Consider the following 22,178-nt stretch of genomic DNA (forward strand, 5'->3'; position numbering starts at 1 on the left):
CCCCGGTCACACAGGACGGAGGCGGCGATGAAGGCGATCACCTGGCACGGCAAGATGGACATGCGCTGCGAGTCCGTGCCTGACCCCAAGATCGAGCAGCCGCGCGACTGCATCATCCGGGTGACGTCCTGCGCCATCTGCGGCTCCGACCTGCATCTCATGGACGGGATCATGCCCACCATGAAGTCGGGCGACGTGGTCGGGCACGAGACGATGGGCGAGGTGGTCGAGGTCGGCCCCGAATGCCGCAACCTGAAGGTGGGCGACCGCGTGGTGGTGCCCTTCACCATCTCCTGCGGCGAGTGCTTCTTCTGCACGCGCGGCTACTACTCGGGCTGCGAGCGCTCCAACCCCAACTTCGAGATGGCGCGCGAGATGTGGGGCAACTCCCCTGCCGCGCTGTTCGGCTATTCGCACATGCTGGGCGGCATCCCGGGCGGGCAGGCGGAATACCTGCGCGTGCCCTATGCCGATGTCGGGCCGATCAAGGTCCCGTCCCACATCACGGACGAGCAGGCGCTGTTCCTGTCGGACATCTTCCCGACCGGCTACATGGCCGCCGATTTCTGCGACATCAAGGGCGGCGAGACGATCGCCATCTGGGGCTGCGGCCCGGTCGGGCAATTCGCCATCCGCTCCGCCATCCTGCTGGGCGCGGAGCGCGTCATCGCCATCGACGACGTGCCGGAACGGCTGGAGATGGCGAAGCAGGCCGGCGCCGAGACGCTGAACTTCCGCGAGGAGGACATCTACGACGCCATCATGCAGCGCACCCATGGCCGCGGCGCCGATGCCTGCATCGACGCAGTGGGCACCGAGCCCTCGCCCACCTCCTCGCTCATGGCGGCGGTGGACCGGGTGAAGGTCGCGACCTTCATGGGCACGGACCAGCCGCACGTGCTGCGCCAGGCGATCCACTGCTGCCGCAACTTCGGCACCGTCTCGATCGTCGGGGTGTATGGCGGCTTCCTGGACAAGGTGCCCCTCGGCAGCGCAATCAACCGCGGCATCACCTTCAAGATGGCCCAGACCCCGGTGCAGCGGTACATGCCGCTGCTGCTGGAACGGATCGAGCGGGGCGAGATCGACCCCTCCTTCGTCATCACCCATCGCGGGTCGCTGGAGGACGCGCCGGGCCTCTACAACACGTTCCGCGACAAGAAGGACGGGTGCATCAAGGTCATCCTCCGGCCCTGATGAAAGGGCGCGGGTTCCCCTTCCGCCGGGAACCCGCGTAAACCGCGCCATGGCTTTCCCCTCCCTGCCCGAAACGCTCGCCTCCGCCCTGGCCGAGCGCGGCTATGCCGAGCCCACCCCCGTCCAGTCCGCCGTGCTGGCGGAAGAAACCACGGGGCGCGACCTGCTCGTCTCCGCGCAGACCGGGTCGGGCAAGACGGTCGCCTATGGCCTGGCGCTGGCCAGCGAGCTGCTGGGCGACGCGCCGCGCCTCCCGCGCGCGGGGCAGCCCCTGGCGCTGGTCGTCGCGCCGACGCGCGAGCTGGCCCTGCAGGTGCGCGCGGAGCTGACTTGGCTCTATGCCCGCGCCGGCGGCGTCGTCGCGGCCGCCGTGGGCGGCATGGACCCGATCGCCGAGCGACGCGTGCTCCAGCGCGGCGCGCACCTCGTGGTCGGCACGCCGGGCCGCATGCGCGACCACATCGAGCGCGGCAACCTCGACGCCACCGCGCTGAAGGCCGTGGTGCTGGACGAGGCGGACGAGATGCTCGACCTCGGCTTCCGCGAGGAGCTGGAGGCCATCCTCGACGCCGCCCCGGCCGAGCGGCGGACGCTGATGTTCAGCGCCACCGTGCCCAAGCCCATCGCCACGCTGGCGAAGCAGTACCAGCGCGACGCGATGCGCATCGAGGTGGGGAGCGAAAGCCGCCAGCACGTCGACATCGAGTACCGCGCCAGCCTCGTGGCCCCGCACGAGGTGGAGCGCGCGGTGGTGAACATCCTCCGCCTGGAGGATCCGCGCCTCGCCATGGTGTTCTGCGCCACGCGCGCCGCGGTGAACCGGCTGCACGCCAACCTCACCGAGCGCGGCTTCCCCACCGTCGCCCTGTCCGGCGAGCTGTCGCAATCCGAGCGCACCCGCGCGCTGCAATCGCTCCGCGACGGCCGCGCGCGCATCTGCGTCGCGACCGACGTGGCGGCGCGCGGCATCGACCTGCCCGATCTCGGCCTCGTGCTGCATGCCGAGCTGCCGCGTGATTCCGAGACGCTGCTGCACCGCTCGGGCCGCACCGGCCGCGCCGGACGCAAGGGGGTGAGCTGGCTGGTGGTGCCGCACAACCGGCGCCGCATCGCGGAGCGCCTGTTTGCGGGCGCGAAGCTGCGCGTCTCCACCGTGCCGGCCCCCAATGCCGAGGCGGTGCGCGCGCGCGACGCCGAGCGGCTCCTGGTCCAGGCCAAGGCCCTGCTCGCCGAGGAGCGGGAGGATGGCGACGCCGCCCTGGCCGCGCAGCTGGTCGCGGAGGCGAGCCCGGACGCCCTGGCCTCCGCTTTCGTGAAACTCCTGCGCGCGCCCCTTCCCGCGCCGGAGGAGCTGGCCGATGCGCCGGAACGCCAGGCCCCGCCCCCGCGCGAGCGGCGCGAGGACACGGGCGGCGGCAACTGGTTTCGCATGGATGTGGGGCGCGACGACGGGGCCGACCCGAAATGGCTTCTGCCCTTCCTGTGCCGGCGCGGCCACGTGACGCGCGAGGCGATCGGCCGAATCCGCATCCTCGGCCGCGAAACGCAGTTCGAGGTGGACCCGCGCGTCGTGCCCCGCTTCGCCACCGCCATCCGCCGGCCCGTGGGCGGGCAGGACGGACAGGTGCGCATCGAGAAGATGCGGTAGTTCCTGGCCGCACGAAGGCTCTGCCTTCGTGCCCCTCAGTCGCCGGGCGGGGCGCGGCGGCGCCCGTTCGGGCGCTCGGGCCGCTGGATCGCCTCGAGCCTCAGCGCAGCGGCGCGGTGAGCGAGACGCCAGGCTCGGGCCGCAGCGCCTGCGTGTTGCTCATCCGCTCCGGGTTGGCGTCGCGGTCGGCGAAGCTCGATCCGCGCGTGGGGCTGCGCGTGCCCGGCACGGCAGGGATCAGGCGCGTCTCAGGTTGCGCGGCCTGCTCGGCGCTGGGGAAGCGGCGGTCGGGCATCGGGGCCGTGCCGGGGCGCGGCGGCGGGTCGATGGGCGGGGCGGCGCCGACCTGGCTTTGCGCGAGGGCCGGCAGCGGGGCAAGGGCGGCGAGGAGGAGGATGCGGCGTCTCATGGATGAAGAACGGACGAGAAGGCCTCCAGGCTGCCGTGCCGCTCAACGTCCCCTGCCCGGCTGCGTTCGGCACCCGCATGGAATTGGACCCTGAAGGGCTGCTGGCGGCCCGGCTGATTGAGCGGGCCGGCCCGGAGGGGCTGATCCACCTCGCGCGCTCGGAGGGCCGCGCCGCGCGGCTGGCCGAGGCGGCGCAAGCCCTGGGCGCGGGGGTGGAGGTGCTGCACCTGCCCGGCTGGGACACGCCGCCCTATGACCGGCTCGGCCCCTCGCCTGCCCTGCTGGGGGCCCGCATGGCGGCGCTGGAGGCGATGCGCCGCCCGGCCGCCGGGCCGCGCCTGCTGATCCTGTCCCCCGCCGCCGCGATGCAGCGCCTGCCGGCCAAGGTGCCGCCCCCCCTCCTGCTCCGCCCCGGCGACGCGGTGGAAACGGAGGCGCTTGAGGCGCTGGGCTATGCCGCCGACGAACTCGTGGATAGCCCCGGCGAGTTCGCGCTGCGCGCCACCGTGCTGGACGTCTTTCCCGCCCTGCCCGACGCCCTGCCCCGGCGGCTGGAACTGGAGGAGGGGCGCATCGCCGCCATCCGGCGTTTCCACCCGGACACGCAGCGCTCGGAGGCGGAGGAGGATTCGCTGCGCCTTCCGGCGGCGCGCGAGGACACGGGCGGGGAGCTGGTCTCGCCCTTCGAGCTGTGGCCGGACGCCGCGCTGCTGGCGGAACCGGAGGCGGCGGAGCAGGCGGCGGAATTCTGGCGCGAGGCGGAGGACGGGTTCCGCCTGCGCCTCGCCGCCGGGATGGAAGCGGGCGAGGCGCAGATGCGCGAGCCGGCCGCGCTGTTTCTCGACCCCGCCGCCTGGAAATCCGTGCTCGGCCGGGCGACCCCGCTGCCGCGACCCGAGGAGGAGCCGGAGCCCCTCGCCTTCCTGGGTGCCGAGGAGCCGGAAGCGGCGCTGCTGGATGCGGTGACGGCGGCGCTGGAAGGCGGCGCGCGCGTCGCCCTGGCGGGGGCGGGCGCAAGGGCCACGCGCCTTGCCCGCCTGCTGCGTGCCCGCGTCGGGATGCTGGCGGAGGTGGAGGGGTGGCTGGCGCTGCGCGAGGCGAAGCCCGGCACGCTGCACTGGCTGCGCCGCCCGCTGCGCTCCTCCTTCGCTGCCGATGGGATGCTCGTCGCCGCGGCGGCCGAGATCCTGCCGCCGCCGGGCGGAGCGCGGGAAGCGCGGCTGCCGGTGGAGGAAGCGCCCCTCGCCCCCGGCGACCTCGTGATCCATGAGGAGCACGGCATGGCCCGGCTGCTGGGCATCGAGGCGGTGGAGGGGATGGACTGCCTGCGCCTGGAGTTTCACGGCGGCGCGACGCGGCTGGTGCCGGCGGAGGAGCTGGACCGCATCTGGCGCTACGGTGCCGAGGCGCGCGGCATCTCGCCCGACCGGCTGGGCGGCGATGCCTGGGCGAAGCGGCGGGCGGAGGCGGAGGCGTCGCTGGCCGAAACGGCGCGCGGCCTCGTCGCTGCGCTGCGCGAGCGCGAAGGCAGGAGTGCCCCGGCCTGGGTGCCGCCGCGCCGCGCCTTTGCCCGGTTCTGCGCCGGCTTTCCCTTCGAGCTGACACCCGACCAGGAGGAGGCCTCGGCGGAGGTGAGGCGCGACCTCGCCGCCGGGCGGCCGATGGACCGGCTGGTCTGCGGCGACGTGGGCTTCGGCAAGACGGAGATCGCGCTGCGCGCCGCCGCCGCCGTGGCGCTGGCGGGCGGGCAGGTGGCAGTGCTGGCGCCGACCACGGTTCTGGCGCGGCAGCACCTCGACAGCTTCCGCCGCCGCTTCGCGCCGTTGGGCATCGCGGTGGGCGGGCTGTCGCGGCTTTCCCCGGCGCGCGAGGCGCGGCAGACGCGCGAATCCCTGGCCGAGGGGCGGCTGCCCATCGTGGTCGGCACCCAGGCCGTGCTCGCCAAGGCGACGCGCTTCGCGCGGCTCGGCCTCGTGGTGGTGGATGAGGAGCAGCGCTTCGGGGCGCGGCAGAAGCAGGCGCTGCGCGGCCTGGCGGAGGAGGCGCACCTGCTGTCCATGACGGCGACGCCCATCCCGCGCTCGCTTCAGGGCGCGATGCTGGGGCTGCAGGCGCTGTCCGTGCTGCAAACCCCGCCGGCGCGGCGCCGCCCGGTGCGGACCGCCGTGGCGGCGCTGGAGGATTCACTGCTGGTCGAGGCGCTGCGGCGGGAGCGGCGACGCGGCGGGCAGAGCTTCGTCGTGGTGCCGCGCATCGAGGACCTCGCGCCCATGCGGGCGCGGCTGCGGCAGGTGGCGCCGCGCTTCCGCGTGGCGGAGGCGCATGGCGAGATGGCGGCGGCCGATGCGGATGACGCCATGCTGCGCTTCGCGGAAGGCCGGGCGGAGGTGCTGCTCTGCACCGCCATCGTGGAAACCGGGCTGGACGTGCCGCGCGCCGGGACGATGCTGATCTGCGGTGCGGAACGCTTCGGCTTGGCGCAGCTTCACCAGTTGCGCGGCCGGGTCGGGCGCGGTGGGCAGCGGGGCGCGTGCTGGCTGCTGACGGAGGGCAAGCCACCCCCGGCCGCCGCGCGGCGGCTGCGCGCGCTGGCGGAGGAATCCCATCTCGGCGCGGGCTTCGGCATCGCTGCGCGCGACCTGGACCAGCGCGGCGCCGGCGACCTGCTGGGCGAGGAGCAGGCGGGGCACGTGCGCCGCCTCGGCCTGAACCTGACGCGGCACCTCATGGACCGCGCTCTGGCCGAGGCGCGCGGCGAGGCGCGGGAGGAAGCGCCGCCCGCCGCGCTGGTCCTGCCCCTGCCCGCGCATATCCCCGAGGATTACGTGCGCGAGGAGGCGCTGCGGATCGCGCTGCACGAGCGCATCGGCGCGGCGCGTCGCCTTCTGGAACTGGATGCGGTGGCGGAGGAGATGGAGGACCGCTTCGGCCCCCTGCCCGAGCCGGCGGAGGCGGTGCTGACCCGCGCCCGGCTGCGGTTGCGGGCACGGCGCCTAGGAGTGACGCGGCTGGAGGCAGGGCCAAAGGCCGCGGCCGCCAGCTTCGCTGGCGAGGCGCCGGAGGCGGCATCGCCGCTGGAAGTCAAGGACGGGCGCGTGCTGCTGCGCCGCGACTGCCCCACGCCCGAGGCGATGGCGGAGGCGGCGGAGGAGTTGCTGGCGCGGCTGCGGCGGAAGACCAAAGCCTGATCGCAACACCTAGCCGGCGCGCGGAGCCGCGATGCGCCCGAGGGCGGGCATCCGGCCGCAACGCGGCCGGCGCCGCCAGACAAACTGCCGGGCCAGCAGCACGGCGAAGCCAAGCCGCCGGAGGCCGCGCCCGGCGTCTGAGGGCACAAAAAAAGGGGCGGTCCACCAGGACCGCCCCCTCGCTTGGACCGGCCCTTGCGGGCCGTCCCGTCTCAGAAGTCCATGTCGCCCATGCCGCCGCCAGGGCCGCCCGCCGGAGCCGCCTTCTTCTCGGGGCGCTCGGCGACCATCGCCTCGGTGGTGATCAGCAGGGAGGCGACGGAGGCCGCATCCTGCAGCGCCGTGCGCACGACCTTGGTCGGGTCGATGATGCCGGCAGACACCAGGTCCTTGTACTCGTCCTTCTGGGCGTCGTAGCCGTGGCTGTAGTCGCTCGTGCGGAGAACCTCACCGGCCACCACGGCGCCGTCCTTGCCGGCATTCGCGGCGATCTGCTTCGCCGGAGCCTGGATGGCCTTGCGGACGATCTCGATGCCGACCTGCTCGTCGCTGTTCTCGCCCTTCAGGCTGGCGAGGTTCTCGGAGGCGCGCAGCAGGGCCACGCCGCCGCCCGGCACGATGCCTTCCTGCACCGCGGCGCGGGTGGCGTGCAGCGCGTCGTCCACGCGGTCCTTGCGCTCCTTCACCTCGACCTCGGTCGAGCCGCCGACGCGGATCACGGCCACGCCGCCGGCCAGCTTCGCCAGGCGCTCCTGCAGCTTCTCGCGGTCGTAGTCCGAGGTGGTCTCCTCGATCTGCGCCTTGATCTGCTCGCAGCGGCCCTGGATCTCCGACTTCTCGCCGGCGCCGTCCACGATCGTGGTGTTCTCCTTCTCGATGCGGACGGTCTTCGCCTTGCCCAGCATCTGAAGGGTCACGTTCTCGAGCTTGATGCCCAGATCCTCGGAGATCATCTGGCCGCCCGTCAGGATGGCGATGTCCTCGAGCATCGCCTTGCGGCGGTCACCGAAGCCCGGAGCCTTCACGGCGGCGATCTTCAGGCCACCACGCAGCTTGTTGACGACGAGCGTGGCCAGGGCCTCGCCCTCCACGTCCTCGGCGATGATGACGAGCGGACGGCCCGACTGCACCACGGCCTCGAGCAGCGGCAGCATCGGCTGGAGCTGGGAGAGCTTCTTCTCGAAGATCAGGATGTAGGGCTGATCCATCTCCGCGATCATCTTCTCCGCATTCGTGATGAAATACGGGGAGACGTAGCCGCGGTCGAACTGCATGCCCTCGACGACGTCGAGCTCGGTCTGGATGCTCTTGGCTTCCTCGACCGTGATCACGCCCTCGTTGCCGACCTTCTCCATCGCCTCGGCGATCATCTTGCCGATCTCGGCCTCGCCATTGGCGGAGAGGGTGCCGACCTGGGCCACCTCGGCGGAGGTGGTGATCTTCTTGGTCTTGGCCTCGAGCTCCTTCACGACCTCGGCGACGGCCTTGTCGACGCCGCGCTTGAGGTCCATCGGGTTCATGCCGGCGGCCACGGCCTTCGCACCCTCGCGGATGATCGCCTGGGCCAGCACGGTGGCGGTGGTGGTGCCGTCGCCGGCGATGTCGTTGGTCTTCGAGGCCACTTCGCGCACCATCTGCGCGCCCATGTTCTCGAACTTGTCGGCCAGCTCGATCTCCTTGGCGACGGTCACGCCGTCCTTGGTGATCCGCGGCGCGCCGAAGCTCTTGTCGAGCACCACGTTGCGGCCCTTGGGGCCCAGCGTGACCTTCACCGCGTCGGCCAGGATGTCCACGCCACGAATCATGCGCTCGCGGGCGGAGGCACCGAACTTAACGTCCTTGGCTGCCATGTGTCAGTTCTCCGAAAAAGGGGTGGGGGTTCTTCAGGCGGCCTTCGCGGTCGCGGCGGAGGTCTCGACGATGCCCATGACATCGCTCTCCTTCATGATCAGCAGCTCCTCGCCGTCGATCTTGACCTCGGTGCCGCTCCACTTGCCGAACAGGATGCGGTCGCCGGCCTTCACGTCGAGCGCGCGGACCTCGCCCTTGTCGTTCACCGTGCCGGAGCCGACGGCGATCACCTCGCCTTCCTGCGGCTTCTCCTTGGCGGTGTCGGGAATGATGATGCCGCCCGCAGTCTTCTCTTCGGCCGTGATGCGGCGAACGAGGACGCGGTCGTGCAGGGGGCGGAACTTCATGGCGGTTCTCTCTCCTGGGTCAGGCCCCGGCGGTGTTGGCACTCCCCGCCGAGGAGTGCCAGCGATCTAGGAGAGGCTTAGGAAGGAGTCAAGCCAAATGGCAGCACTCTTCGAGCGCGAGTGCCAATGCCTTGAAATCAAACGAAATTCTTGCCTGCGCCGCAGCCACCGTGCCACGCTTGGCGTTCCGGTAGTGACAGGCAAGAGGAGGCCAAGACCCGATGCTCGACGCGCTGACGCCCATTATCCGCCACCCGGATTGGCGGCTGCTCACCGCGGAGATCCTCTACCACCTGCCCGATCATCCGCACGTGCTGCAGAGCTTCTACTGGCAGAAGGAGGATCTGGCGCCGGAATTCCCGCGCCTGTCGGGCTTCCTGGCCTTCTGGCAGCGCGAGATCCACGGACCGCTCCATTCGGTGCGGGTCGCTTCCTCCGCCTTGGTGCGTCCGGCGGAACTGCGCTACGCCAACGGCGCCTTCACGCTGCACTGAGGTCCGAAAGGGGCTGGCGCGCCGCGCGCAGCAGCGCCGCGGCATCGCCGCCCGCCTCCTGCACCCGGTCCAGCACGCCGGCAAGGGCGGCCAGGATCGGCGGCACCGGCAGCGCGCCATGAATGTAGCGGCTCATGGTCGGGGGCTGGCAGCCGACCAGCCGGCTGAACTCGGCCTGGGTCAGTCCGATTCGCCCGAGCGTGGCCTTCAACTCCGCACCCGTCATGGACATGCACGCAACCCAACCTCGTGACACTATGGGAACGGTATGCCGGATTGCGATGCTGAACACAAGTTGAACCGAACATTGCGTAATTGTTGAAATCGCACGGATTGCCCGGTCTGGCGGAGCCGCCCCCTTTCGCTACAGTCCCGCCCCATGCCTGCCTTGTCGCGCGTCCTTTGCCTGGACGATTTCGAGCCCCTGTCCCGCCGCTACCTGCCCCGCCCCGTCTTCGGCTATGTCGCCGGTGCGACGGAGCGCAACGCCTCCCTGCGCGAGAACGCGGACGCCTTCACCGAATGGGGCTTCGTGCCCCGCGTCCTCACCGACGTGTCTAAGCGCTCCCAGGCGGTGACGCTGTTCGGGCGCGAATGGTCAGCGCCCTTCGGCCTCGCGCCCATGGGAATGAGCGCGCTGGTGGCTTGGCGTGGCGACCTCGCCCTCACTCGTGCCGCCCGCGCGGCGGACATCCCGATGATCATGTCCGGCTCCTCCCTGATCCGGATGGAGGAGATCATCGCGGCGAATCCAGAGGCCTGGTTCCAGGCCTACCTGCCCGGCGATTCGCGCCGGGTGGAGGCGCTGGTGGACCGCGTGGCCGCGGCCGGCTTCGGCACGCTGCTGCTGACGGTGGACACGGCCGTGCTGCCGAACCGGGAGAACAACGTCCGCAACGGCTTCTCCACCCCGTTGCGCCCGTCGCTTCGCCTTGCCTGGGACGGGGCGATCCGCCCGCGCTGGCTGCTGAACACCTGGACGCGCACTCTGCTGCGCCACGGCATGCCGCATTTCGAGAACAGCTTTGCCGAGCGCGGCGCCCCCATCCTGGCCCGCAACGTGCTGCGCGACTTCTCGGCGCGCGACCACCTGAACTGGGAGCACCTGGCGCTGATCCGCCGCCGCTGGAAGGGCCGCCTGATCGTGAAGGGGGTGATGCACCCGGAGGATGCCCGCCGGTCGGAGGGCGAGGGCGCGGATGGCGTCATCGTTTCCAACCATGGCGGGCGGCAGCTGGACGGCACCGCCTCGCCGCTGCGCGTGCTGCCGGAGGTGGTGAAGGCCGCGCCGGGGATCACCGTCATGCTGGATGGCGGGGTGCGGCGCGGCACGGACATCCTGAAGGCCGTGGCCATGGGGGCGAAGTTCGTTTTCGTCGGCCGGCCGATGCTGCACGCCGCGGGCGTGTTCGGCGAGGCCGGGGTGGCGCACGCCATCGACCTGCTGAAGGGCGAGGTGGACCGCGACATGGCGCTGCTCGGCGTGAACTCGCTGGACGAGGTGACGCCGGAATGCCTCGTGCGGGTGCGGAACTAGCCTCCCGCCAATCGCCGCACCGCTTCCACCAAAGGCGGCGCGTCCCACTCGGCCTCGCCGGTCAGCCGGGCGCGTTCCTGCCCCGCGCGGTCGAGGATCAGCGTGGTGGGCAGGCCGCGCACGCCCAGCGCCCGCGTCGCCGCGCCACGCGGGTCCAGCCAGATGCCGAGCGCCTTGATGCCGGTGCGCTCGTAGAAGGCCTGCACCTGCGCCTTGCCGCCCCGGTCGGAGGAAAGCGGCAGCACGGTTATCCCATCCCCCTCCACCAGCCCGGCCAGCCGATCCAGCGCCGGCATCTCGGCCACGCAGGGCGGGCACCAGGTCGCCCAAAGGTTGACCACGAGGCCCCGGCCGCGGAACGCTTCGAAGCCGTGCTCCTTGCCCTCGGCGTCGGTGAAGGACACGGCGGGGACGGGCCGCGTCTCTTCCCGCAGCCGGTCGAGGCCGGTGGCCGCTTGCGCCCGCGCGGCGGCGAAGGGTAGAGCCAGGGATGCCGCCAGCAGGCGGCGCGGGACCATCACGGAAGCGGCACTCCTTTGGATCAGCAGACCAACACCCAATGGGGCGGGCGCTTCGCCGCCGGACCCTCCGCTATCATGCAGGCCATCAACGCCTCGATCGGCTTCGACAGCCGCATGTGGCGGCAGGACATCCGCGGCAGCCTCGCCCATGCCGCCATGCTGGCCCATGTAGGCATCATCTCGCGCGATGACGAGGCCGCAATCCGCGCCGGCCTCCAGGCCATCGCCACGGAGATCGAGGCCGGGCGCTTCCAGTGGTCCGAGGCGCTGGAAGACGTGCACATGAACGTCGAGGCGCGGCTGACCGAGCGCATCGGCGAGGCGGGCAAGCGCCTGCACACGGCCCGTTCCCGCAACGACCAGGTGGCGACCGATTTCCGCCTCTGGGTGCGCGACGCGATGGATGGGCTGGCGGCGCAGATGGAGGATTGCATCCGCGCCTTCGTGGAACGCGCGGAGGAGCACGCCGACACGCTGATGCCGGGCTACACCCACCTCCAGCCCGCGCAGCCCACCACCTTCGGCCACCACATGCTGGCCTATGCGGAGATGCTGTGGCGCGACCGCGGCCGGATGCTGGACGCCCGCGCCCGGCTGAACGCCGATTGCCCGCTCGGCGCGGCGGCGCTGTGCGGCACCGGCTTCCCCATCGACCGCCACATGACCGCCCAGGCGCTGGGCTTCGACGGCCCGGCGCGCAACAGCCTGGACGCGGTCGGCTCGCGCGACTTCGCCATGGAATTCCTGGCGTCCTGCGCCATCTGCGCCACGCATCTCTCCCGCCTCGCGGAGGAGATCGTGCTCTGGACCAACCCCTCCTTCGGCTTCGTGAAGCTGAGCGACGGGCTGACCACCGGCTCTTCCATCATGCCGCAGAAGCGCAACCCCGACGCGGCGGAGCTGGTGCGCGGCAAGGCGGGGCGCGTCACCGGCGCGCTGGTCGGGCTGCTCACCGTGGTGAAGGGCCTGGCGCTGACCTATGCGAAGGATCTCCAGGAGGACAAGGAAGGCGTGTTCGACGCGGCGGAGAACCTGACCCTCTCCCTGGCCGCCACCGCCGCCATGGTGCGCGACATGCGCCCCAACGCGACCCGCCTCGCCGAGGCGGCGGGGGCCGGTTTCTCCACCGCCACCGACCTCGCCGACTGGCTGGTGCGGGAGTTGAAGCTGCCCTTCCGCGACGCGCACCACGTCACGGGCCGCCTTGTCGCCCAGGCCGAAGCGCGGGGCGTGGACCTTTCGGCGCTTTCGCTGGAGGAGATGCGCGAGGCGGAGCCGCGCATCCATGACGGCGTGTTTGGCGTCCTGTCGCCTTCCGCCTCCGTGGCCTCGCGCCGCTCCTTCGGCGGCACGGCGCCGGAGAACGTGCGGGCCATGGCGGCGGAATGGAAGGAGCGGCTGTCGTGAGGGCGGCCTCGTTGCTCCTCGCTGCGCTGGCCCTATCGGGTTGCGGGCGCTATGGCCCGCCCCGCCCGCCCGGACCGCCCGAGGCGGTGGCCTTTCCGCGCAGCTACCCGGCCCCGACGCCCGCGGAACGTGCGCGGGAAATCGAGCGCTATCGCGCGGCGGGGCAGCCCGTTCCGGACCACTTGCTGCGCTGAGCGTCTCCTGGTCCTGCAAGGGGCTTGCGGCCGGCTTTGGCTGAGCCCCGCTTTCCGCAGGCCTCCCCTGTTGAAATCCCCGGCGATTCCCCTTGCCAGCACCTTGCTGGCCCTTAATTTTCCGCCATAATTCCTCACAACCGCAAGTTGAGTATTTTGGGAGTCTGGCCGTTGCTCCACCCAGCGCAGTTTCGTCCAGGACGGCCTCGTTCATGACCGAGACCGATCAGTTCTCCGGTTTCCAGCTTCGGCCCGGTCGGGCAGGTGGCAAGGTCGTGGTGTTGGAGCTGCGCGTGCCCGAACTCCGCACGGAAACCTGGCCGGATGGCGCGACCCGGATCGTGGAGAGTTACGAGCTCCGCTTCGACGAGGCGAGCCTGGTGGCGCGGGTCGAAACGCTGCGCGGCCAGGGCCTCGATGCCTCCCTTTCGGAGGAGGCGCTGCGCACCCTGCGGCTCGAGGGCGGAAGCGCACCGGCCGGGGCCGGGCGCCTTCCGAGGCCGGAGGAGGTGGCGCGCGCCCTCGGCCCCGTCGCGCAGATCACGGAGGAGGCGGTCCTCGTCACCACGCAGCGCCCCGGCGCCGAGGAAGCCGAGATCCTCCACGTGAACCCGGCCTGCGCCCGGCTGAGCGGCTTCCATGTCGCGGAGCTTCGCGGGACCAGGCTGAGCCTCCTGCTTGAGAAGCGGGAAAAGCGGGCCGGCGCCGCCGAGGATGTGGGACAGCGCGTGTCGCTGCGGCGGAAAGGCGGCGTGCCCTTGCCGCTCGACCTGCGCGAAGCGCCGCTCCTCGTGGAGGCGGAAGGACCCTATCCCTGCACCGTGCTGGTGGGGCGCCCGGCCGGACCGGGAAGCCACGCGGATGATCTCGACGGCGAACGCGACGAGTTGACCGGGCTGCGCGGCGAGGCCGCCCTGCTCCAGGCCATCGCCGCCGACCTCCTTCTGCCCGGCGCCAAGCCGCGCCGGCAACCCTGCTTCGCCCTGATCCGTGTCGAGGCCTTCGAGGGCATCGCCGCCCGCTTCGGCCATCGCGTCGGCAGCGCGGTGCTGCTCGGCGTGGCCGACCGGCTGGCCGCGAGTCTGCGCCAGGGCGATCTCGCCTGCCGCCTCGGCGAGGCCGAGTTCGCCGTTTATCTCGGCAGCATCGGGCTTTCGCAGACCCGGGCCAGCCTTTCGCGCCTGCAGGGCCACGTCACCGCCTCGCCGATTCCCACGCCCCAAGGCGCCCTGCCGGTGAGCCTGGCCCTGGGCGTGACGGCAATCGAGTGGCGGCAGGGCGATGGCGAGGTGATGGCGGCGCTGGAAGCGAAGCTCGCCGCCGCGCGGCGCGCCCTGCCCGCCGAGGCGGAAGCGGCGCTTCCGGCCATGCTTCCGGTCCGGCTGGCCTAGCGGCGTCCGAGCCTCACTCCGGTTCGAAATCCAGGGCCAGGGGCGCGAGCCCCGGCCCCACCCATTGCTCGGCGAAGCCGACGCGGTTGGTGCGCGCATCGGCCCAGAACTGGTTGGAAACGCGACGCATCCCGGTGGCGCGGCAGGTTTCCTCGACAAGGATCCCGTGCTCGTCTTCCGTGCGGAAGCCGCGCAGCCGGCAATCGAAGGCGATGCCGAAGCGCATCGTGGCCGGATCGCGCCCCGGCGTTCCCAGGTCCACGACGCGCCGCGCCTCGACGGACCGGCCGAGCAGCGACCGGGGATCCTCCAGCGGGTCGGGACCATCGAAGCGCGTCGCCATCACCGTCTGCGGCAGCCCGGCGGTGGCGGCCACGCGTGGCCCGTCCGTCTGCACCACCACCCCGCCAGGGGCGCGCCACATGCGCCGCTCGCCCAGTTGCTGGATCAGCGTCGCCGTGGCCTGGCGCCGGCCGAGGGCGAGGCGCAGCGTCGTCGCCCCCTCGTCCTCGTCGCCGCTTTCGGCCTGGGCGATGGCGAGGCGGTCCGGTTCCCCGTCGCCCAGCCCCAGGCCGCTCCGCACCGCGCGGGCCGTCCCGTCCAGCGTGGCGCCGCAACCGGCGAGAAGGAGCGGGACGAGGCAGGCAAGGCGGCGCATGGCGGCCCTATGGCATGGGCGGGGCCGGGCCGGAACCGAGGGGTTGTCCCAGGCGCGGGAAGGCCGCAAGGGAGAGGCCGCATGAGCCTCGAGAACGCCCGCCGCATCGTCGTGAAGATCGGCTCCGCCCTTCTGGTCGAGCCGAGCCTCGCGGAGCCGCGTGGCGGCTGGCTGGCCAGCGTCGCCGCCGACCTGGCCGCGCTGCGGCAGGAGGGGCGCGAGGTGGTGGTGGTTTCCTCCGGCGCAGTCGCCCTGGCGCGGCGCGTGCTCGGCCTGACCCGCCGCACCCTGCGGCTGGAGGAGAAGCAGGCGGCCGCCGCGGTGGGGCAGATCCGCCTCGCCGGGGCATGGGACGCGGCGCTGGGCGCCGAGGGGCTGCGCGCCGCGCAGCTCCTCCTCACGCTGGAGGACAGCGAGGACCGTCGCCGCTACCTCAACGCCCGCGCCACGCTGCAAACCCTGCTGGGCCTCGGCTGCGTGCCCGTCATCAACGAGAACGACACGGTGGCGACGGCCGAGATCCGCTTCGGCGACAATGATCGCCTCGCCGCCCGCGTGGCGGAGATGATCGGCGCCGATGCGCTGATCCTGTTCTCCGACATCGACGGGCTCTACACCGCCGACCCGCGGGTGGACCCCGGCGCGGCGCACCTTCCGGTGGTGGAGCGCATCACCGACGAGATCATGGCGATGGGGGGCGAGCCGCCGCCCGGCTATTCCTCCGGCGGCATGCGCACCAAGCTGATCGCGGCGCGCATCGCCACCGCCGCGGGCTGCGCGATGGCCATCGCCAAGGGGGAGGGCATGAACCCGCTCGCCGCGCTGCGCGGCGGCGGGCGCTGCACCTGGTTCCTGCCGGCGCCGGAGGGGCGCACCGCCCGCAAGCGATGGATCGGCGGATCGCTGCAGCCGCAGGGGGCGCTGGTGGTGGATGCCGGGGCGGCCGGGGCGCTGCGGCGCGGCGGCTCCCTGCTTCCCGCCGGGGTGCGACAGGTTTCCGGCGAGTTCGTGCGCGGCGACGCGGTTTCCGTGCGGGACGGCGAAGGGCGCGAGCTGGCGCGCGGCCTTTGCGCCTATGACAGCGCTGACGCGGCGCGCATCGCCGGCCACCGCAGCGACGAGATCGAGACCCTGCTCGGCTGGCGCGGCCGGGACGAGATCATCCACCGGGACGACCTCGTCCTGACGCAGGACTGAACCATGCTCGACGCGATCCTCATGGGCATTCTGGAAGGGCTCACCGAGTTCCTTCCCGTGTCCTCCACCGGCCACCTGATCCTGCTCGGCGAGCTGATCGGCTTCGAAGGCCCGCCCGGCAAGGTGTTCGAGATCTCCATCCAGCTCGGCGCCATCCTGGCGGTGATCTGGCTGTTTCGCGCCCGGCTCCTCGCCCTGGCGCGGCGCGCCTGGCTCCCGGGCACGGATGAGCGGGCGCTGGCCGTGAACCTGCTGCTGGCCTTCCTGCCGGCCATGGTGATCGGCGCGACGCTGCACGGCACGATCACGCGGATGCTGTTCAACCCCTGGGTGGTGTGCTTCGCGCTGATCGCGGGCGGCATCGCCATCATCGTGATCGAGCGCAAGGTCCGCGTGCCCACGATCCGCACCTTGGAGGAGATGGGACCCGGCGCGGCGCTGCTGATCGGCTTCGGGCAGGTGCTGGCGATGATTCCCGGCACCTCGCGCTCCGGCGCCACCATCATCACCGCGCTGCTGTGCGGGGTGGAGCGCAAGGCGGCGGCCGAGTTCTCCTTCCTGCTCGCCATCCCCACCATGCTGGCGGCGGCCGCCTTCTCCCTGTTCAAGGTGCGGGACGAGCTGTCGGCGGATGGGCTCGGGCTGATCGCGGTGGGCTTCGTCGCCGCCTTCCTGGTGGCGCTGGTGACGGTGCGCCTCGTCATGGCCTTCATCGCGCGGATCGGCTTCACGCCCTTTGGATGGTACCGGATCGCGGTCGGGCTGGTGATGCTGCTCGTGCTCAGCCTGGGGAGCTAGGGCGGACCCTGTTCGCTGGGCTCACGCCCTCCGCTCGGGCATCGGGCCTTCAAGCATTCTCCGGGGCGTCGGGCGTGTCCGCCCGCCCTGAGAATGCGCTGAGCCCGCCCACGAGGCGCGTCGGCAGCAACTCGCCGCGCCGCCGCAGCAGCGGGTGGGCGATGGCGGCCAGCTGGCCGGTCACCACCCGCAGCCCGCGCGCCAGTTCGCGCGCCGCCTCGCCCCCGCCGGTCTCGCGCAGCTCCTCCTTCGCCTGGACGAGGCGGCGCGCGGCGGCGGCGTCGTCCAGCACCATGACGGTCAGCGCCAGCTGCATCTGCGTCCGGAGCGCGTGCAGCACCGCGTCCCCGGCCTCGCCGGCGCGGCGGCGCCGGGCCAGCGGCTTCAGCAGATCCGCCTCCAGCGCCAGCATGGTGCCGTCCAGCACCTGGGCGAAGTGGCGCAGGTCGGCGGCGCGGCGCGCTTCCTCCTCGCCCAGGGATTCGGAAGGCAGCTCGGACAGGTAGGCGTGGATCGCGGCCTGGAGCCGTCCGGTATCGGCGGCGCTGCCGGCTTCGCGCCCTTCGATCCGGTCCTCGATCATCTCCGCCATGCGCAGCACCTCGCGCTGCGCCTGGGCGAGCGCGACGGAGGGCGCGCGCAAGGCCGCGCGGTCGAGGAAGCGCGGCGCGCCGGGGTCGGGGCCGGGCGGCGGGTCGGGCAGCAAGCGCTCCAGCCAGCGCGCCAGGGCGGGCAGGAAGGGCAGGAAAAGCAGCCCGGTCGCCACGTTGAACAGCAGGTGCGCGAGCGCGACCCCCGTGGCGGGCTTGAGGTCCAGCGCAGCGAGGCCCTCGGCCAGCCAGGGCAGCAGCGCGAGCCCCAGCGCCACCCCCGCCAGCCGGTTCAGCAGGTTGCCCACCGGCATGCGCCGCCCGGCGGGGCCGGAGGCGGACTCGATCAGCGGGTTGAGCGCGGAGCCGAGATTGGCCCCCAGCACCATGGCCAGCGCATCGGGCGTCGTGACGCTGCCCGAGCCGGCGAGCGAGGCGACCAGCAGCACCCCCGCCAGCGAGGAATGCGCCGCCCAGGCCAGCACCGCCGCCATCAGCACGAAGAGCAGCGGCCGTCCTTCCATCGCCCCCAGCACCGCGCGCAGCCCGGGCGATTGCTCGATGGGCGTCAGCGTCGCGGTCAGCATGTGCAAGGACAGCAGGATCAGCCCGAGCCCGATCGCCACCCGCCCGAGGTCGCGCAGACGCGAGGAGGGGCGGCGCCGGAACACCGCCACCCCCGCGAGGATGAGGCCGAAGGCGAGCGGCCCCGTGTCGAGCGACAGGAGCGGCACCAGGATGGCGGTGCCGAGATTGGCCCCCGCCACCGCCGCCAGCGCCGGGGCCAGCGCCACCGTGCCGGAGGCGGCGAAGCCCGCCACCATCAGCGCCGTGGCGGTGGAGGATTGCAGCGCGAAGGTGGTCACCAGCCCCGCGAGGAAGGCGCGGCGCCGCGTGCCGAGGGCAAGCGAGAGTCCGGCCCGCATCCGCGTGCCGAAGGCGCGCTGCACCCCGGTCTGCACCATGTGCAGCCCCCAGAGCAGCAGCGCCGCTTCGCCAGCGAATTCCAGGAGAAAGGCCAGTTCGCGCATCGCTCGCCCAACGCGTGGCGGTCAGCGTGGGAGGCGCGGCGGCGCGACCCCCGCGGCGGCGCATTGCGCGTCCAGCATGGAGGAGAAATCCTGCCCGCCCATGCCGCGCGCCCGCGCCGCGGTGAAGGCCTCGCGCCCCGCCGCCGCCATGGGCAGCGGCACCCGCGCCGCGTTCGCCGCGCCCAGGATCAGCGACAGATCCTTGTGCGCGAGGTCGATGGCGAAGCCGGGCTGCACGTCGCCCTTCAGCACCTTGTTGGGCCAGTTCACCAGGAGCTGCCCGTTGGTGGCGGTGGTGCCGTGCAGCACCTCCAGCGTCTTGGACAGGTCCAGGCCGAAGGCGGTGGCGAGGCTCAGCGCTTCCGCGTTCATCTGGCAGAGCAGGATGGCGAGGTAGTTGTTCACCAGCTTGGTGCGCGTCCCGGCACCCGGCCCGCCGCAATGGTGGATGGTGCTCCCCATCGCCTCCAGCAGCGGCCGTGCCCGCGCCACGTCGGCGTCGGAGCCGCCGACCATGAACAGGCTCTCGCCCCGCTCCGCATGGGCGGCGAGGCGGCCGACCGGCGCGTCCACGAAGCCCAGCCCGCGCTCGGCGCAAGCCTTGGCCAGCGCGTCCGTGGTTTCCGGGTCCACCGTGGACATGTCGAGCACCAGCGCGCCCGGTTTTGCGTTGTCCAGCACCGGGCCGAGCACGGTGGAGGACACCTCGCGCGGGCCGGGCAGCATGGTGATGACCACGTCGCTGGCCCGCGCCACCGCGCCGGCATCGGGCGCCGATTCGGCGCCCAGCTCGGTCAGCGCGGCGACGGGGCCGGGCGCGAGGTCAAACACCGTCATCGGAAATTGCCGCCGGCGGATATTGGCCGCCATGGGCCGGCCCATGTTGCCCAGCCCGATGAATCCCACCCGTTCCATCCGAATCCCCCTCGTGAAAGCTTCGTGTCAGCATGGCCCCTCGGGGCAGCCGCGCGAAGCCCGGCGCGTTGGGGGCGGGATGACGCCGCCCCGCCGCCTCGCCATGAGCCTGCCCTTCATCCTTCCCGCCGCTGCCGGTGCCGCCGCTGCGGCGGAGCGGCGTGAAACCTGGCGCGATGCGGCGCGGGACCGCGACGTGCCGGTGCTCCTGCGCCTTCCGGCGGGCGAGGCGCCCGCGCCGCTCGTGCTCGTCTCGCACGGCCTCGGCGGCTCGCGCGAAGGGATGGCCTTTCTGGGCCAGGCCATGGCGGCTGCGGGCTTCATCGCGGTGCATCTGCAGCACCTGGGCAGCGACAGCGCGATCTGGCGCGGCGCTTCCGATCCGGTCTCGGGCATGCGCAACGCGGGGCGCGACCCGCTGGTGGCGGCGAACCGTCTGCTGGACGTGCCCTTCGCGCTCGACGAGGCGCAGCGGAGACTGGGCGCGCGGATCGACCCCGCGCGCATCGCCATCGCCGGGCATTCCTTCGGCTCCTGGACCGCGCAGCACGCGCTGGGCCAGGCCCTGCCGCTCTCCCTGCCCCGCATTCCCGACGCAAGGCTGCGCGCCGGCATCTTGCTTTCCCCCGTTCTGGGCTTCTTCGGCCCGCCCGCCGCGAACGCCATCCGCGTGCCGTTGCTGCACATCACGGGCACGGAGGACCGGACGCTGCTGGACCGCGCCGGGCCGGAGGAAAGGCTGGCCATCTTCGAGGCCATCGCGGGCACGCCGCAGGCGGCCGCCATCTTCGCCGGGGCCGGGCACCTCGCCTTTGCGGGGCGGGAGGAGGCTGGGGCAGGCCATGTCGCGCCCACCTTCCATGCCCGCACCGCCGCGCTCGCCGTGCTGTTCCTGCGCGCCGCGCTGCTGGCCGATGCCGAGGCGGCGGCGGAGATCGGGCGCGGCGCGAGTGCCTTGCTTCAGCCCGGCGACCGGCTGACCACCAAGGACTGGGTGGGGTAAGCACCGCGCATGCTGGACGCGCGGACGGTCAGCGTCTCGGTCAACCGCCCCTGGCGGGAACTCTACGAGGCGATCTGGCGGCCGGAATGCTTTCCGCGCTGGGCCTCCGGGCTGAGCCGGTCCACCCTGCAGCCGGAGGGCGATGCGTGGACGGCGCAAGGCCCGGAGGGGCCGGTCCGCATCCATTTCACCGGCCACAACGCCTTCGGCGTCATGGACCACTTCGTGGATACGGGCGACGGGTCGGTGATCCATGTCCCGATGCGGGTGGTGCCGAACGGGGCGGGGGCGGAGGTGATGCTCACCCTGTTCCGGCAGCCGGGCATGACGGACGAGCAGTTCGAGGCCGACTTCGCCTGGATGCGGCGCGACCTCCAGGCGCTGCGGGACTGGGCCGGGGGCTAGGCCCGTTTCGCCACATCCGGATGCGGCAAAACGAATCTAGCCTATTGTTTGCACGCATTTTTCGAGTCGCTAAGCGATTCCGCTCGGCTTGAAAATGCTTCAGCGCCCGAGCGCCCGCCAGCCGATGTCGCGGCGGCAGAACCCCTCGGGCCAGTTTATCGCGTCCACGGCGCGATAGGCCGCGTCCCGCGCCTCCCGCAGCGTGGCGGCCCGCGCGCCGATGCCCAGCACGCGCCCGCCGGCGGCCAGGACCGCCCCGTCCGGCCCCGCCTTCGTGCCGGCGTGGAACACGGATACGCCGGGCACGGCGGCGGCCTCCGCCAGCCCGCCGATCACCGTGCCGGTGCGCGGCGTGCCGGGGTAGTTCTCCGCCGCCAGGACCACCAGCAGCGAGGGCTCCGGCGACCATTCGAGCGCCACGCCCGACAGGTCGCCGCGCGCGGCGGCGAGCAGCGCGGGAAGCAGGTCGGATTCGAGGCGCAGCATCAGCGCCTGGCATTCCGGGTCGCCGAAGCGGACGTTGAACTCCAGCAGCTTCGGCCCCTGCGCCGTCAGCATCAGCCCGGCGAAGAGCACGCCGCGGAAGTGCGACCCGCGCCGCGCCATCTCGGCCAGGACGGGGGCGATGCAGGACTCCATCACCGCCCCCTGCATCTCCGGCGTGAAGGCCGGGGCGGGGGAATAGGCGCCCATGCCGCCCGTGTTCGGCCCGGTGTCGCCGTCGCCCGCGCGCTTGTGGTCCTGCGCGCCCTGCAAGGGAACGGCGCGCGTGCCGTCGCACAGGGCGAAGAAGGACACCTCCTCGCCGTCCAGGAATTCCTCGACGACTACGCGTGCACCGGAATCGCCGTGGATGCGGCGCTCCATGAAATCGGCGATGGCCTCCTCCGCCTCCGCCACGCTCGTCGCCACCACCACGCCCTTGCCGGCGGCCAGCCCATCGGCCTTCACCACGATGGGCGTGCCCTCGCGCCGGATGTATTCGCGCGCGGCCGCGGCATCGGTGAACTCGGCGTGGCGCGCCGTGGGGGCGCCGGCGGCCAAGGCGATCTCCTTGAAGAAGCTCTTGGAGCCCTCGAGCCGCGCCGCCTCGGCGGAGGGGCCGAAGCAGGGGATGCCCGCCGCCGCGCAGCGATCGGCGAGGCCCAGCGTCAGCGGGGCCTCCGGCCCTGCCACCACGAGGTCCACCGCATGGTCGCGCGCGAAGGCGACCAGCGCCTCGATGTCGGTCGCGCCGACCTCCACGCATTCCGCCACCGCGGCGATGCCGGGATTGCCCGGCGCGCACCACAGCTTGCTGAGCAGCGGCGACCGGGCGAGCTTCCAGCACAGCGCGTGCTCCCGCCCGCCCGAGCCGACGACGAGGATGTTCATTGAGACCACTCCGCATTCGGACG

21 protein-coding genes are annotated in these 22,178 nt (G+C 72.5%); 12 read left to right on the top strand and 9 right to left on the bottom strand.

What is annotated here, in order from left to right; genetic code table 11:
• Positions 1-27 precede the first annotated feature (27 nt).
• Both OF850_RS13640 and OF850_RS13645 read left to right on the top strand, forming a co-directional pair.
• Positions 28-1,197: a zinc-dependent alcohol dehydrogenase gene (locus OF850_RS13640; RefSeq protein WP_301590764.1), complete on the top strand. Its 1,170-nt coding sequence runs from the start codon at positions 28-30 to the stop codon at positions 1,195-1,197.
• Between the two features lie 49 nt (positions 1,198-1,246).
• On the top strand, positions 1,247-2,845 hold the full coding sequence (locus OF850_RS13645) for a DEAD/DEAH box helicase (protein WP_301590765.1): 1,599 nt from the start codon (positions 1,247-1,249) through the stop codon (positions 2,843-2,845).
• A 100-nt stretch (positions 2,846-2,945) separates the two neighbouring features.
• On the opposite strand, the gene OF850_RS13650 is transcribed toward OF850_RS13645, so the two are convergent.
• Positions 2,946-3,254, bottom strand: coding sequence for a hypothetical protein (locus OF850_RS13650; protein WP_301590766.1), 309 nt, complete (start codon positions 3,252-3,254; stop codon positions 2,946-2,948).
• Between the two features lie 2 nt (positions 3,255-3,256).
• On the opposite strand from OF850_RS13650, the gene OF850_RS13655 reads away from it, so the two are divergent.
• Positions 3,257-6,442, top strand: coding sequence for a DEAD/DEAH box helicase (locus OF850_RS13655; RefSeq protein WP_301590767.1), 3,186 nt, complete (start codon positions 3,257-3,259; stop codon positions 6,440-6,442).
• 212 nt (positions 6,443-6,654) lie between these two features.
• Here OF850_RS13655 and groL read toward each other — a convergent pair whose 3' ends face one another.
• Positions 6,655-8,292 (bottom strand): chaperonin GroEL, encoded by a 1,638-nt coding sequence (groL, locus tag OF850_RS13660; protein WP_301590768.1) that lies wholly within the window; start codon positions 8,290-8,292, stop codon positions 6,655-6,657.
• Positions 8,293-8,325: 33 nt separating this feature from the next.
• Positions 8,326-8,640 carry a co-chaperone GroES gene (gene groES / locus OF850_RS13665; RefSeq protein ID WP_301590769.1) on the bottom strand — a complete coding sequence of 105 codons (315 nt, stop codon included), beginning with the start codon at positions 8,638-8,640 and terminating at the stop codon, positions 8,326-8,328.
• Positions 8,641-8,861: 221 nt separating this feature from the next.
• Between groES and OF850_RS13670 the strand changes: the two genes are divergently transcribed.
• The gene (locus tag OF850_RS13670; RefSeq protein WP_301590770.1) at positions 8,862-9,134 is read left to right on the top strand and encodes an usg protein; all 273 of its coding nucleotides are present in this window, start codon (positions 8,862-8,864) and stop codon (positions 9,132-9,134) included.
• Here the strand turns inward: OF850_RS13670 and OF850_RS13675 are convergent.
• Entirely contained in the window at positions 9,121-9,366 is a 246-nt protein-coding gene (locus OF850_RS13675) for a helix-turn-helix domain-containing protein (RefSeq protein ID WP_301590772.1), read from the bottom strand. The genes OF850_RS13670 and OF850_RS13675 overlap by 14 nt on opposite strands.
• A 147-nt stretch (positions 9,367-9,513) precedes the next feature.
• Between OF850_RS13675 and OF850_RS13680 the strand changes: the two genes are divergently transcribed.
• Complete coding sequence (locus OF850_RS13680) at positions 9,514-10,671, top strand: alpha-hydroxy acid oxidase (RefSeq protein ID WP_301590773.1); 1,158 nt, start codon at positions 9,514-9,516, stop codon at positions 10,669-10,671.
• Here OF850_RS13680 and OF850_RS13685 read toward each other — a convergent pair.
• Positions 10,668-11,189, bottom strand: coding sequence for a TlpA family protein disulfide reductase (locus OF850_RS13685; protein WP_301590846.1), 522 nt, complete (start codon positions 11,187-11,189; stop codon positions 10,668-10,670). The genes OF850_RS13680 and OF850_RS13685 overlap by 4 nt on opposite strands.
• A gap of 18 nt (positions 11,190-11,207) precedes the next feature.
• Between OF850_RS13685 and argH the strand changes: the two genes are divergently transcribed.
• The 3 genes from argH (at position 11,208) to OF850_RS13700 (ending at position 14,184) form a co-directional block, all read left to right on the top strand.
• Entirely contained in the window at positions 11,208-12,599 is a 1,392-nt protein-coding gene (gene argH, locus OF850_RS13690) for an argininosuccinate lyase (protein ID WP_301590774.1), read from the top strand.
• Positions 12,596-12,793 carry a hypothetical protein gene (locus OF850_RS13695; protein WP_301590853.1) on the top strand — a complete coding sequence of 66 codons (198 nt, stop codon included), beginning with the start codon at positions 12,596-12,598 and terminating at the stop codon, positions 12,791-12,793. The genes argH and OF850_RS13695 overlap by 4 nt, the downstream gene beginning before the upstream one ends.
• 212 nt (positions 12,794-13,005) lie before the next feature.
• Positions 13,006-14,184, top strand: a complete 1,179-nt coding sequence (locus tag OF850_RS13700; protein WP_301590775.1) for a sensor domain-containing diguanylate cyclase — start codon at positions 13,006-13,008, stop codon at positions 14,182-14,184.
• A 13-nt stretch (positions 14,185-14,197) separates the two neighbouring features.
• Here the strand turns inward: OF850_RS13700 and OF850_RS13705 are convergent, their stop codons facing one another.
• Positions 14,198-14,842, bottom strand: coding sequence for a YjbF family lipoprotein (locus OF850_RS13705; RefSeq protein ID WP_301590776.1), 645 nt, complete (start codon positions 14,840-14,842; stop codon positions 14,198-14,200).
• An 81-nt stretch (positions 14,843-14,923) separates the two neighbouring features.
• Here OF850_RS13705 and proB point away from each other — a divergent pair, with 81 nt between their 5' ends.
• Positions 14,924-16,039: a glutamate 5-kinase gene (gene proB / locus OF850_RS13710; protein WP_301590777.1), complete on the top strand. Its 1,116-nt coding sequence runs from the start codon at positions 14,924-14,926 to the stop codon at positions 16,037-16,039.
• Positions 16,040-16,042: 3 nt separating this feature from the next.
• Positions 16,043-16,837: an undecaprenyl-diphosphate phosphatase gene (locus OF850_RS13715; protein ID WP_301590778.1), complete on the top strand. Its 795-nt coding sequence runs from the start codon at positions 16,043-16,045 to the stop codon at positions 16,835-16,837.
• 49 nt (positions 16,838-16,886) lie between these two features.
• On the opposite strand, the gene OF850_RS13720 is transcribed toward OF850_RS13715, so the two are convergent.
• Both OF850_RS13720 and OF850_RS13725 read right to left on the bottom strand, forming a co-directional pair.
• Entirely contained in the window at positions 16,887-18,458 is a 1,572-nt protein-coding gene (locus OF850_RS13720; RefSeq protein ID WP_301590779.1) for a Na/Pi cotransporter family protein, read from the bottom strand.
• Positions 18,459-18,479: 21 nt separating this feature from the next.
• The gene (locus OF850_RS13725) at positions 18,480-19,373 is read right to left on the bottom strand and encodes an NAD(P)-dependent oxidoreductase (RefSeq protein WP_301590780.1); all 894 of its coding nucleotides are present in this window, start codon (positions 19,371-19,373) and stop codon (positions 18,480-18,482) included.
• Positions 19,374-19,452: 79 nt separating this feature from the next.
• On the opposite strand from OF850_RS13725, the gene OF850_RS13730 reads away from it, so the two are divergent.
• Entirely contained in the window at positions 19,453-20,376 is a 924-nt protein-coding gene (locus tag OF850_RS13730; RefSeq protein ID WP_301590781.1) for an alpha/beta hydrolase family protein, read from the top strand.
• A gap of 9 nt (positions 20,377-20,385) precedes the next feature.
• Positions 20,386-20,781 (top strand): SRPBCC family protein, encoded by a 396-nt coding sequence (locus tag OF850_RS13735; RefSeq protein WP_301590782.1) that lies wholly within the window; start codon positions 20,386-20,388, stop codon positions 20,779-20,781.
• Positions 20,782-20,880: 99 nt separating this feature from the next.
• Here OF850_RS13735 and purD read toward each other — a convergent pair whose 3' ends face one another.
• Positions 20,881-22,155: a phosphoribosylamine--glycine ligase gene (gene purD / locus OF850_RS13740; RefSeq protein ID WP_301590784.1), complete on the bottom strand. Its 1,275-nt coding sequence runs from the start codon at positions 22,153-22,155 to the stop codon at positions 20,881-20,883.
• Positions 22,156-22,178: the final 23 nt, after the last annotated feature.

Source organism: Sabulicella glaciei (genome assembly GCF_026183895.1).
Lineage (GTDB): Bacteria > Pseudomonadota > Alphaproteobacteria > Acetobacterales > Acetobacteraceae > Roseococcus > Roseococcus glaciei.